12 protein-coding genes and 1 tRNA gene are annotated in these 11,468 nt (G+C 72.3%); 3 read left to right on the forward strand and 10 right to left on the reverse strand.

The window, feature by feature from the left end; all coding sequences use genetic code 11:
• Positions 1–84 precede the first annotated feature (84 nt).
• The 5 genes from rplA to ABZ641_RS15370 form a co-directional block, all read right to left on the reverse strand.
• Positions 85–807, reverse strand: a complete 723-nt coding sequence (gene rplA / locus ABZ641_RS15350) for a 50S ribosomal protein L1 (RefSeq protein ID WP_263104917.1) — start codon at positions 805–807, stop codon at positions 85–87.
• A gap of 76 nt (positions 808–883) precedes the next feature.
• Complete coding sequence (gene rplK / locus ABZ641_RS15355; RefSeq protein ID WP_030263630.1) at positions 884–1,318, reverse strand: 50S ribosomal protein L11; 435 nt, start codon at positions 1,316–1,318, stop codon at positions 884–886.
• Between the two features lie 163 nt (positions 1,319–1,481).
• On the reverse strand, positions 1,482–2,330 hold the full coding sequence (gene nusG / locus ABZ641_RS15360) for a transcription termination/antitermination protein NusG (RefSeq protein ID WP_344621445.1): 849 nt from the start codon (positions 2,328–2,330) through the stop codon (positions 1,482–1,484).
• A gap of 231 nt (positions 2,331–2,561) precedes the next feature.
• A complete protein-coding gene (gene secE / locus ABZ641_RS15365; RefSeq protein WP_263104914.1) occupies positions 2,562–2,912 on the reverse strand; it encodes a preprotein translocase subunit SecE in 351 nt (116 codons plus the stop codon).
• Positions 2,913–3,056: 144 nt separating this feature from the next.
• Positions 3,057–3,129: transfer RNA gene (locus tag ABZ641_RS15370), tRNA-Trp, on the reverse strand.
• 256 nt (positions 3,130–3,385) lie between these two features.
• Between ABZ641_RS15370 and ABZ641_RS15375 the strand changes: the two genes are divergently transcribed.
• On the forward strand, positions 3,386–4,624 hold the full coding sequence (locus ABZ641_RS15375; protein ID WP_344621444.1) for a pyridoxal phosphate-dependent aminotransferase: 1,239 nt from the start codon (positions 3,386–3,388) through the stop codon (positions 4,622–4,624).
• Between the two features lie 109 nt (positions 4,625–4,733).
• Positions 4,734–5,873 (forward strand): adenosine deaminase, encoded by a 1,140-nt coding sequence (locus ABZ641_RS15380; protein ID WP_359982153.1) that lies wholly within the window; start codon positions 4,734–4,736, stop codon positions 5,871–5,873.
• Here the strand turns inward: ABZ641_RS15380 and ABZ641_RS15385 are convergent.
• The gene (locus tag ABZ641_RS15385; protein WP_344621442.1) at positions 5,778–6,818 is read right to left on the reverse strand and encodes a UDP-N-acetylmuramate dehydrogenase; all 1,041 of its coding nucleotides are present in this window, start codon (positions 6,816–6,818) and stop codon (positions 5,778–5,780) included. The genes ABZ641_RS15380 and ABZ641_RS15385 overlap by 96 nt on opposite strands.
• A 145-nt stretch (positions 6,819–6,963) precedes the next feature.
• On the opposite strand from ABZ641_RS15385, the gene ABZ641_RS15390 reads away from it, so the two are divergent.
• A complete protein-coding gene (locus ABZ641_RS15390; RefSeq protein WP_344621441.1) occupies positions 6,964–7,599 on the forward strand; it encodes a MerR family transcriptional regulator in 636 nt (211 codons plus the stop codon).
• An 84-nt stretch (positions 7,600–7,683) separates the two neighbouring features.
• Here the strand turns inward: ABZ641_RS15390 and ABZ641_RS15395 are convergent, their stop codons facing one another.
• The 4 genes from ABZ641_RS15395 to ABZ641_RS15410 form a co-directional block, all read right to left on the reverse strand.
• The gene (locus tag ABZ641_RS15395) at positions 7,684–9,162 is read right to left on the reverse strand and encodes an MFS transporter (RefSeq protein ID WP_359982156.1); all 1,479 of its coding nucleotides are present in this window, start codon (positions 9,160–9,162) and stop codon (positions 7,684–7,686) included.
• 144 nt (positions 9,163–9,306) lie between these two features.
• Positions 9,307–9,732 (reverse strand): DUF3291 domain-containing protein, encoded by a 426-nt coding sequence (locus ABZ641_RS15400; RefSeq protein ID WP_359982159.1) that lies wholly within the window; start codon positions 9,730–9,732, stop codon positions 9,307–9,309.
• Between the two features lie 129 nt (positions 9,733–9,861).
• Positions 9,862–11,157 (reverse strand): FAD-dependent oxidoreductase, encoded by a 1,296-nt coding sequence (locus ABZ641_RS15405; RefSeq protein WP_344621438.1) that lies wholly within the window; start codon positions 11,155–11,157, stop codon positions 9,862–9,864.
• 17 nt (positions 11,158–11,174) lie between these two features.
• Positions 11,175–11,468: 4'-phosphopantetheinyl transferase superfamily protein (locus ABZ641_RS15410; RefSeq protein WP_359982162.1), on the reverse strand; the 294-nt coding region annotated here is incomplete at its 5' end.

The following is an 11,468-nucleotide window of genomic DNA, read 5'->3' on the forward strand; positions in this document are numbered from 1 at the left end:
CACCCCCGGTGAAGGGGGTGCGGGCCCGTCGGTCACGAACTGCGCGGTGCGCCCAGGACGCGGCTACTGCCGGAGCACGGTGGCTCAGACGGCGGCCGGGTCCTCCTCGACGAGGAGGTTGCGGGTGCGGTTCGGGTCCACCTGGACGCCCGGGCCCATGGTGGTCGAGAACGCGATCTTCTTGATGTAGCGGCCCTTGGCGGCGGCCGGCTTGGCCCGGAGGACCTCCTCGAGCGCGGCGCCGTAGTTCTCGACCAGCTGCTCGTCGGTGAAGGAGGCCTTACCGATGATCAGGTGCAGGTTCGAGTGCTTGTCGACGCGGAACTCGATCTTGCCGCCCTTGATGTCGTTGACGGCCTTGGCGACGTCCGGGGTGACGGTGCCGGTCTTCGGGTTCGGCATCAGGCCACGGGGACCGAGCACGCGGCCGAGGCGGCCGACCTTGCCCATGAGGTCCGGGGTGGCGACGACGGCGTCGAAGTCCAGGCGACCCTTGGCAACCTCGTCGATCAGCTCGTCGGAGCCGACGATGTCGGCGCCGGCAGCACGCGCGGCCTCGGCACGGTCACCGGTCGCGAAGACCAGGACCCGAGCGGTCTTACCCGTGCCGTGCGGGAGGATGACGGTGCTGCGGACCATCTGGTCGGCCTTGCGCGGGTCGACACCCAGGCGCATGGCAACCTCGACGGTCGCGTCGAACTTGGTGGTGGAGGTCTCCCGGGCGAGGCGGACGGCCTCGAGCGGGGCGTAGATCCGGCTGCGGTCGACCTTGGCGTCCGCGGCCTTGAGGGCCTTGCTGCGCTTCACTGCTTCTCCTGAAGGTGATGGAGTTCGTGGTGGGAACGGGCCGCGCTCGGCCCTACCACGGGGACGACTGGGCTGATCAGCCCTCGACGGTGATGCCCATCGACCGGGCGGTGCCGGCGATGATCTTCGACGCGGCGTCCAGGTCGTTGGCGTTCAGGTCGGGGAGCTTCACGGTGGCGATCTCGCGGACCTGGGCAGCCGTGAGCTTGGCGACCTTGGTCTTGTGCGGCTCGCTGGAGCCCTTGTCGATGCCGGCGGCCTTCAGGATGAGGCGCGCGGCCGGCGGCGTCTTCGTGATGAAGGTGAAGGTGCGGTCCTCGTAGACCGTGATCTCCACCGGCACGATCATGCCGCGCTGCGACTCGGTCGCGGCGTTGTAGGCCTTGCAGAACTCCATGATGTTGACGCCGTGCTGACCCAGCGCGGGGCCGACCGGCGGGGCCGGGTTGGCCGCACCGGCGTTGATCTGGAGCTTGATAAGCCCCGTGACCTTCTTCTTCTTGGGAGGCATGTCTCTCCGGGTCCTTCCGAGAGGTGATTTCGGCGTGTGCATCGGTCGGGGCGACACCCGGCCGCCAGCACACACATCGGACCAGGCTAACCGCTGATGCGGCCCTGGACCAAAACGGCTCCGGGGCGGAGCCTGCGCCCCGCCCCGAAGCCGAAGATCTGCGTCAGTTCTTCTGGATCTGGTCGAACGACAGCTCGACCGGGGTCTCGCGGCCGAAGATCTCGACCAGGCCCTTGACCTTCTTCGAGTCGGGGTTGATCTCGTTGATGGTCGCCTGCAGGGTCGCGAACGGGCCGTCGGTGACGGTGACCGAGTCGCCGACCTCGAAGTCGAGCACCTGGACCTCGACCGGGCGGACCGGGGACGCCTTGCCGGCCTCCTTGGCCGCGGCGCGCTCGACGTCCGGCGCGAGCATCTTGACGACCTCGTCCAGCGTCAGCGGGTACGGGTCGTAGGCGTTGCCGACGAAGCCGGTGACACCCGGGGTGTTGCGGACGACGCCCCAGGACTCGGCGTCCAGCTCCATGCGGACCAGGACGTAGCCGGGGAGCTTGTTCTGACGGATGGTCTTGCGGTCGCCGTTCTTGATCTGGACGACCTCTTCCTGCGGCACGGCCGACTCGAAGATGCGGTCCTCGACGTTCAGCGAGACGGAGCGCTGCTCCAGGTTCTGCTTCACGCGGTTCTCGTAGCCGGCGTACGTGTGGATGACGTACCACTCGCCCGGCGCGAGGCGGAGCTTCTCGCGGAACTCGGCGACCGGGTCGCTCTCCTCCGCCTCGGCGGTGAACGCCTCCTCGGCGGCGGCCTCGGCGTCGGCGACCTCGTGCAGCGCGGCGGCCTCGGCCGGCACGCCCGCCTCCGCCTCGTCCGCAGCCTCGACCTCGTCCTCGTCGGCGTCGGCGGCGTCGAGGATCTGCTCCGCAGCCTCGGCGTCGGCGGCCTCGGCCGCGACGTCCGCGTCGCGGACGGTCTCGTCGGCGTCGGCGTCGTACAGGGGGGACTCAGACACGGGCGCTGCTTCTTTCCTGGGATGTGTAACGGATACCTCAACAGTACCGAGTCAACGGTAGCTGGCCCGCCCTGTCGGCGCCGAAAGCCCGGACCGGTCTCCCGTCCCGGAGGGGCGGGGCACCGGTCTCGGGTGCGCAGGACGGGGCCGGGCGGGTGTCCGGACGTCGCGCACCGGCCGGTCGGGCCGGTGGCGTCCGCGGAGGAAAGTCGCGCCGGATCGGGCGCGGGGTCAGCCGAAGATCAGCAGGCTGAGCTTGGCGAAGGCGGTGTCGAGGCCGTAGACCACGAGCATGATCGTGACGACGAAGACGACGACCACGGTGGTGTACTGGATCAGCTCGCCGCGGCTCGGCCAGACGACCTTGCGGAGCTCGGCGATGATCTGGCGGTAGAAGACCGCCATGCGCGCGAAGAGGCCCTTCTTGGCCCGCTTGCCGGACTTGCGGTCGCCGCCCTGCGCCTTGCGGGCGCGCTTCCGGTCGCGGCGGGAGAGCGCCTCGTCAGGCGTGGCGGCAGCGCCGTCGGCACCCTCGGGGTTGCCGCTCTCAGGCGTTGCGGTGGAGCCCGTGGTCTCCGTCACTCGTCCTCACCTGAATCCGGGTCCTGCCGAGAAGCGTGCCCGGGGTGGGCGCGCCGGTCCGGCGAAGTGCATTGCTGACGGGGCCCTCTCCGCATCAAGCCCGCTCGCTCTGTGGAGCGAACGGGCTCGGTACGAAAAAAGCAGCAGGGCACGAGGGACTCGAACCCCCAACCGCCGGTTTTGGAGACCGGTGCTCTACCAATTGAGCTAGTGCCCTACGGTGCCTCGCGGCCCCGGAGTTGACCCCCAACCTACCGCATCGGTGCCGGTGCGTGGTGTACGCATCGGCGTTGCGGTCCGCGGGGGCCATCGGTGGTCGAGCATACGGGTTCCGAGGCGTTTGGTCGAACCTCATTTGCCGACGTCGCCCGACGGGGCCCGTCGCCGGGCCTGCGGGGACACATCGTGGGACGCCCGGTACGCATGCTGGAACCCTCCTGCCCCGGCGGTGCCCACTCTGCGACGATGCAGGCATGAGCGCTTCCACCCCCGCCAACGTCCGTCCCGCCGACCGCCGGGTGTCCGCCCGGATCGGCGCCATCGCGGAGTCCGCCACCCTCGCCGTGGACGCCAAGGCCAAGGCCCTCAAGGCGGCCGGCCGCCCCGTCATCGGCTTCGGCGCGGGCGAGCCCGACTTCCCGACCCCGGGCTACATCGTCGACGCCGCGGTCGCCGCCTGCCAGGACCCGAAGAACCACCGCTACACCCCGGCCGGCGGCCTGCCCGAGCTCAAGGCCGCGATCGCCGCCAAGACGCTGCGCGACTCGGGCTACGAGGTGGACGCCTCCCAGGTGCTCGTGACCAACGGCGGCAAGCAGGCCATCTACGAGGCCTTCGCCGCGATCCTCGACCCGGGCGACGAGGTCATCGTCCCGGCGCCGTACTGGACCACCTACCCGGAGTCGATCCAGCTCGCGGGCGGCGTGGCGGTCGAGGTCGTCACCGACGAGACCACCGGCTACAAGGCCTCGGTCGAGCAGCTGGAGGCGGCCCGCACCGAGAACACCAAGGTGGTGCTCTTCGTCTCGCCGTCCAACCCGACCGGCGCGGTGTACACCCGCGAGGAGGCCGAGGCGATCGGCCGCTGGGCGCTGGAGCACGGCCTGTGGGTGCTCACCGACGAGATCTACGAGCACCTGGTCTACGGGGACGCCGAGTTCACCTCGCTGCCGGCCCTGCTGCCCGAGCTGCGCGACAAGTGCGTCGTGGTCAACGGCGTCGCCAAGACCTACGCGATGACCGGCTGGCGGGTGGGCTGGCTGATCGGCCCGCAGGACGTCGTGAAGGCCGCGACCAACCTGCAGTCGCACGCCACCTCCAACGTCTCCAACGTCGCCCAGGTGGCCGCGCTGGCCGCGGTGGCCGGCGACCTGTCGGCCGTCGACGAGATGAAGACCGCCTTCGACCGCCGCCGCCGCACGATCGTGAAGATGCTCAACGAGATCGACGGCGTGCTCTGCCCCGAGCCCGAGGGCGCCTTCTACGTCTACCCGTCGGTCAAGGGCCTGCTCGGCAAGGAGATCCGCGGGAAGCGCCCGGCCAGCTCCTCCGAGCTCGCCGCGCTGATCCTGGACGAGGCCGAGGTCGCGGTCGTCCCGGGCGAGGCCTTCGGCACCCCCGGCTACCTGCGGCTGTCCTACGCGCTCGGCGACGCCGACCTGGTCGAGGGCGTGACCCGGATCCAGCGACTGCTGGCCGAGGCCCGCGACTGACGCTCCCCGGCTGCCGCACCGCCCCCTGACACCCCGTTGAAACTCATTCTTTCGAGGGATGTTCAGGGGGCGGCTCCCGTTCGCCGCCGGAATGCGGCAGGATCGGTGGATGGATCGCCTTTCAGCCCCGCGTGACGTCGTCCTCCTGCCCAAGGCCCACCTCCACCTGCACTTCACCGGGTCGATGCGCCCGGCCACGCTGCTGGAACTGGCCGACAAGCACGGGGTGCGGCTGCCGGAGGCCCTGAGTTCCGGCGAGCCCCCCAGCCTGCGGGCGACGGACGAGCGCGGCTGGTTCCGCTTCCAGCGCCTCTACGACACCGCCCGCTCGGTGCTCCGCGACGAGTCCGACATCCGGCGCCTGGTCCGCGAGACCGCCGAGGACGAGCGGCGGGACGGCTCGCGCTGGCTGGAGATCCAGGTCGACCCCACCTCGTACGCGCCGCGGCTCGGCGGGCTGATCCCGGCGCTGGAGCTGATCCTCGACGCGGTGCGGGAGGCCTCGGCGGCCACCGGGGTGGGCATGCGGGTGGTGGTCGCGGCCAACCGGATGAAGTCCCCGATGGACGCGCGCACCCTCGCCCGGCTGGCCGTCCGCTACACCGACCGCGGCGTGGTCGGCTTCGGCCTCTCCAACGACGAGCGCCGCGGGCTCGCCCGGGACTTCGACCGCGCCTTCGAGATCGCCCGCAAGGGCGGGCTGCTGGCGGCCCCGCACGGCGGCGAGCTCTCCGGCCCGGAGTCCGTCCGGGACTGCCTGGACGACCTGGGCGCCGGCCGGATCGGGCACGGCGTCCGCTCCGCGGAGGACGCCCGGCTGCTGGAGCGGCTGGCCGCGCGCGGCGTCACCTGTGAGGTCTGCCCCTCGTCCAACGTGTCGCTGGGCGTCTACGAGCGCGCCGAGGACGTGCCGCTGCGCACCCTCTTCGAGGCCGGTGTGCCGATGGCCCTGGGCGCGGACGACCCGCTGCTCTTCGGCTCCCGGCTGGCCGCCCAGTACGACCTCGTCCGGACGGTGCACGGCTTCTCCGACGCCGAGCTCGCCGAGCTGGCCCGCCAGTCGGTGCGCGGCTCGCTCGCACCCGAGTCGGTGCGCAAGGAGCTGCTGGCCGACATCGACGGGTGGCTGGCCGGCCCGGCGAGCGCTGCCGCCCTAGAGGGCGACGCCGACCATCACGGGCTCGTTCACCAGCTCCACGCCGAAGGCGGCGCGCACGCCGTCGCGGACCTCGCGGGCCAGCGCCAGTAGGTCCTCGGTGCTGGCCGAGCCCCGGTTGGTGAGCGCCAGGGTGTGCTTGGTGGAGAGGGTGGCCCGGCCGGTGCCGTAGCCCTTGGTGAAGCCCGCCTTGTCGATCAGCCAGGCGGCGGAGGTCTTGGTGCGGCCGTCGGGCGCGGGGAAGGCGGGGGCGGTCAGGCCGTCGAGCCGGGCGGTGAAGGCCGCGTACTGCTCGGCGGTGAGCACCGGGTTGGTGAAGAAGGAGCCGGCCGACCAGGTGTCGTGGTCCTCCGGGTCCAGCACCATGCCCTTGCCGGCCCGCAGCTCCAGCACGGTGCCGGCGGCGGTGGCGAGGTCCACCCGCTCCCCCGCGGCCACGCCGAGCGTCCGGGCGACCTCGGCGTACTTGACCGGCGAGGACTGCCCGGCGGCGTCCTCCAGGGCGAAGCGCACCCGCAGCACCACGTAGCGGTTCGGGTCGGCCTTGAAGCGGCTGTGCCGGTAGGAGAAGGCGCACTCGGCGTTGGTGAGGACGACCGTCTCCCCCGCCTGCCGGTCGTAGGCGACGACCTCGGTGATCGTCTCGGCGACCTCCTGGCCGTAGGCGCCGACGTTCTGCACGGGGGTGGCGCCGGCCGAGCCGGGGATGCCGGCCAGGAACTCGACGCCCGCGAGGCCCGAGGCGACGGTGCGGGCGACCACGTCGGCCCAGACCTCGCCGGCGGCCAGCTCCAGGCGGGTGCCGTCCAGCTCGAAGCCGCGGGTGGCGATCCGCAGCACGGTGCCGTCGAAGCCCGCGTCGCCGATCACCAGGTTGGAGCCGCCGCCCAGCAGGAGCAGCGGCTCGCCGGCCGCGTCGGCCTCGCGGACGGCCGCGACGACCTCGTCGTCGGTGGTGGCCGTGACGAGGCGGCGGGCGGGGCCGCCGAGCCGGAGCGTGGTCAGCGGGGCGAGCGGGGCGTTCTGGAGTACCTGCACGCCCACCACGGTATACGGGGCGGCGCCGTGCCCGGCGCGGGTGCCCGCGGTTCCCGGGCGGACACCGATAGTGGAGACGTATGCTATCCATATTGGTCCGCCGCCCGCCGCGCGGACCGTCCGACCCTCGAACAGACGGGACGCCATGCGCATCGGAGAGCTGAGCCGGCGGACCGGGGTGCCGGTCCCGACCATCAAGTACTACCTGCGGGAGGGACTGCTGCCCGGCGGCGAGCTGACCAGTCCGAACCAGGCCCAGTACGGCGAGCCCCACGTGCACCGGCTGAAGCTGGTGCGGGCGATGGTCGAGGTCGGCAAGCTCTCGGTGGCCGCGACCCGCGACGTCCTGCAGGCGATCGACGAGCCCGGCAACAGCCTGCACCAGGTGCTGGGCATCGCCCAGGCCGCCGTCACCCCGGCGGTGACCGCGGCCGACCCGGACGCCTGGGAGAGTGCGGAGAAGCTGGTCGAGGAGCTCGTCGAGCGGCACGGCTGGGAGGTGAAGCCGGGCAACCCCGCCCGGCAGGCGCTGGCCCAGCTGGTGGTGACCCTCCGCGACCTCGGCCAGGACGACCTGCTCGACGTCTTCGACGACTACGCGGCCGCCGCGGAGCGGCTCTCCACGGCGGAGCTGGCGCTGATCGGCCGCCGCGAGGGCCTGGACAGCAAGGTGGAGGGCGCGGTGCTGGGCACCGTGCTCGGCGACGCCCTGATCGGGGCGATGCGCCGGCTGGCCCAGGCGAACGCCTCGCACCGCGCCTTCGAGGGCGCCCGCGGCTGACGGCCGCACGGACGCACGCCGAAGGCCCCCGGGAGTTCCGGGGGCCTTCGGCGTTCGACGACCGCTCCTCCGGGAGCGGGTCCGTCAGGCGTTGGCGGGGGCGGGCTCGTCCGCGGGGACGTCCTCCACCGGCTCGGCGGCCGGGCGGGGCGGGCGCGGGATGAACAGGGCGCAGGCGCCGCCGAACACCACCACCGCGACGCCGACCCAGACCGCCGGGTGCAGGCCCTTGACGAACTCCTGGGCGTTCACCGGGCTGCCGTACTCCAGGAAGACGCTGCTGAGCACGGCGATGCCGAGCGCGCCGCCGATCTCCCGGACGGTGGTGTTGGCGCCGGAGGCCTTGCCGCGGTGCTCGGGGCCGACCGCGCCCAGCACCACGGCCGCCGTCGGGGCGATGGCGAAGCCCATGCCGGCGCCGGCCACCAGCATCGCGCCGACCAGGTGGGAGTAGGGGGTGTCGTCGGTGGCGGCCAGGTTGATCCAGGCGAGGCCGGCGGCCTGCAGGAAGAGGCCGAGCGCCATCAGCCGGCCGCCGCCGACCCGGTCGGTCAGCGCGCCGGCGACCGGGGCGATGAACATCGGCATCAGGGTCCAGGCGAGGGTGAGCACGCCGGCGTGCAGCGGGGTGCGGTAGGGCGCGATCTGCAGGTACTGGGAGAGGAAGAAAATCGAGCCGAACACGCCGAAGTACATCGAGGCGGACACGACGTTGGTCAGGGTGAAGGCGCGGACGCGGTAGAAGCCGAGCGGCAGCAGCGGGTGCTCGACGCGGCGCTCCCAGAGCACGAAGGCGGTCAGCAGGACGGCGGCGGCCGCGAAGGCGCCGAGGATGCGGCCGTCCGTCCAGCCGTCCTCGCTGCCGTTGACGATGCCCCAGACCAGGGCGAGCAGGCCGGCCGAGGCGAGCAGCATGCCGAGCAGGTCGAGGCCGGCGCGCTCGCCGCGGCTCTCCTTCAGCACCTTGAGGACGAACGGGACGGCGAGCACGCCGACCGGCACGTTGATCCAGAAGATCCACTCCCAGGCGAGGCCGTCGACGACGGCGCCGCCGACCACCGGGCCGAGCGCGATGGCGAGGCCGCTGACCGCGCCCCACAGGCCGAGGGCGAGGCTGCGCAGCCGCTCGGGGACGGCCTGCGAGAGCAGGGTGAGCGAGAGCGGCATGACGGCGGCGGCGCCGAAGCCCTGGACGGTGCGGGCGGTGATGAGTTCGGCGCTGGTGTCGGCGAGGCCGCAGGCGATCGAGGAGAGCGTGAAGACCGCGATGCCGAGGACGAAGACCTTCCGGCGCCCGAAGCGGTCGCCGAGCGCGGCACCGATCAGCAGCAGGCAGGAGAAGCTGAGGACGTAGGCGTTGACGAACCACTGGAGGTCGCGGGTGTCGGCCTTGAGGTCGACGGCCAGGGTGCGCAGGGCGGTGGAGACCACCAGGTTGTCGAGCGCGACCATGAACATCGGCACGCTGCAGGCGACGATCGACAGCCAGAGCGGCACGGTGCGGCCGCCGCCGTCGGCGGGGAGGTCCCCGGCCGGGACGGACCGCAATCCTGTCGAGGACATGACAGCTTTCTCCTTCGGTCGTGGTGCAGCGGGGGTCTGTCGTGGTGCGGGGGGTCGCGGCTCGACGGTCGCGGTGCAGCGGGGTCCGGGCCGGCCGGGTCCGGGCGGGCCGGGGTGCGGCCCGCCCGGGAGGAACGGCGGCGGTCAGGCCCCGGCGCCCTCGGCCGGGGCGGCGTCGGCCTGCCGCTGCTCGGCGAGCCGGCGCTTGGCGTCGGCCCAGGTGATCGGGAGCTCCTCCACCGGCACGTCCCAGAAGGTGAAGGTGGAGTTGTCCATGGTCGACCGCAGCGAGGTCATGATCGAGTAGTGCGGCTCGGTCTTGGCGAAGGTGTAGAGCGCCTCCCGGGACTCCCAGGCGGAGAGCGTCCAGAAGGTGCGCTTGAGCGGCTGGGCGATGAGCGAGGCGCCGACGGCGCCGGGCGCGGTGCGGACCTGCCGCCAGGCGGCCAGCGACTTCCAGAAGAAGCGCGGCACGTCGGCGAGCGAGCGGACCTCGAAGCGGGAGGCCATCACCACGGCCCGGGCCTGCGGCCGAGGAGCGTTGGGTGTGGTCCAGGGGAGCGTAGGCATGGGGTCAGCCTTCCTCGGCCGCCGATCGGCGAACCCACGCACGAGGGCTCGCCGAAACCGATAGTGGAACCTTGCGCTATCCACTATAGAGAGTGGCGCTTTCCAATGCCAGCTCTTTCGGGGAGCGCCTCAGCGCCCGAGCTCCCGCAGCAGTTGCTCCGCCGCCTCCAGCCCGGAGGAGAACGCCGCCTCGTGCGAGCCGATCTGGTCCCAGTGCAGCCGCTTGGAGTGGAAGTAGGAGCCGCAGAGCTTGATCCGGGTGCCCTCGTTGACCCGGTAGATGGTCCTCTGCAGGGTGCGCAGGTCCAGGTCGATCACCGGGTGCTCGTAGTGCAGCTCGCGGATCACCGACTCCTCGCGCACCGGCAGCGGGCAGTCCAGGGTGACGAAGTAGTCCTGCTCGGACTCGAAGCCGTGCAGCCGGTTCATGTAGTAGGCGACGTACGGGCGGACCTCGCCGCCCACCGCGACCTTGCCGTAGTTCCAGTTGTCCCAGCGGGAGCGGTCGGCGGGCATCACCGACGGGTCGGTGTGCAGCACCGCGACGGAGGAGTTGTAGCGGATCCGGGCGAGCGTCTCGCGCTGCAGCGGGCTCGGCTCGGTGAGCAGGGCGCGGGCCTGGTCGCCGTGCGCGGCGACCACCACGTGGTCGAAGCGCTCGGCGCCGGACGCGGTGGTGACGGTGGCCCCCTCCGGCTGCTCGGTGACCGACAGCACCCGCTCGCCGAGCCGCAGCTTGGGGTCGATCGCGGTCAGCGCCTTCCGCACGTACTGGACCGAACCGCCCTCCACCGTCTGCCAGTCGACCCGCTGCCCGCCGAGGCCGCCCTCGTCGTGCGCCATGAAAAAGGCGATCACCGTGGTGGCCGGCATCTCCCAGATCAGCTCGGCCGGCACCGACCAGACCGCCGTGCACAGCAGGATCACGTAGCCGTACCGGAACTCGGCGCTGTAGCCGCCGCGGTCCAGGTACTCCCCCAGCGGCAGGTCGGTGCGCTTGCGCAGGAAGTCCTTGCGGCCCTCCTGGTGGAAGCGCCGGGCCTCGCTCCAGATGGTGCGGAACTCCGCCGGGTAGCGGGCCAGCACCTCCTCCTCCGGCAGCGCCATCTCGGCCGTGCCGTACTGCAGGCCGGAGTCCAGGTCGAAGAAGTTGAAGCCGCCCTCGTGCCGGCGGGTGGCGACGCCCAGTTCGCCGAAGAAGCGGCTGAGGTTGGGGTAGCTGGGCTCGTTGAAGACCACGAAGGCGGTGTCGATGCCGAGCACACGGCCGGCGTCCTCGACCTCGATCGTGTGGGCGTGCCCGCCGACGCGGTCGTCCTGCTCGAACAGGGTGATCTCGGCGTGCTCGCGGAGCCGGTAGGCGGCGGACAGGCCGGCCACGCCGGCGCCGACGACCGCGACCCGGGGCTTGGCGGTTGCAGACATGAGGGGTCCTTAGCTGGCTAGGGGGCGATCAGGGTGCGGTGGATGCGGCCGCCCCGGCCGTCCTGCACGGCGGCGGCGAGGACGAATCCCGGTGCGGGGTGGAGCAGTTCGAAGTGCCAGGCGGCGTTCTCGGCGGCCGGCCGGGCCGGGTCGGTGACCCGGATCGGCCGGCTCTCCGGCGGGGTGAAGGAGAAGCCCGCGAGCTCCCGCCGCAGCCCGGTGCCGACGGCCTTGAGGTACGCCTCCTTGAGCACCCAGTACGCGGCGACCCGGGCCGGCCGGTCGGCCGCGGGGGCGGCGTCCACGGCGGC

Origin of the sequence: Kitasatospora sp. NPDC007106 (genome assembly GCF_040634455.1) — a bacterium.
Taxonomy (GTDB): domain Bacteria; phylum Actinomycetota; class Actinomycetes; order Streptomycetales; family Streptomycetaceae; genus Kitasatospora; species Kitasatospora arboriphila.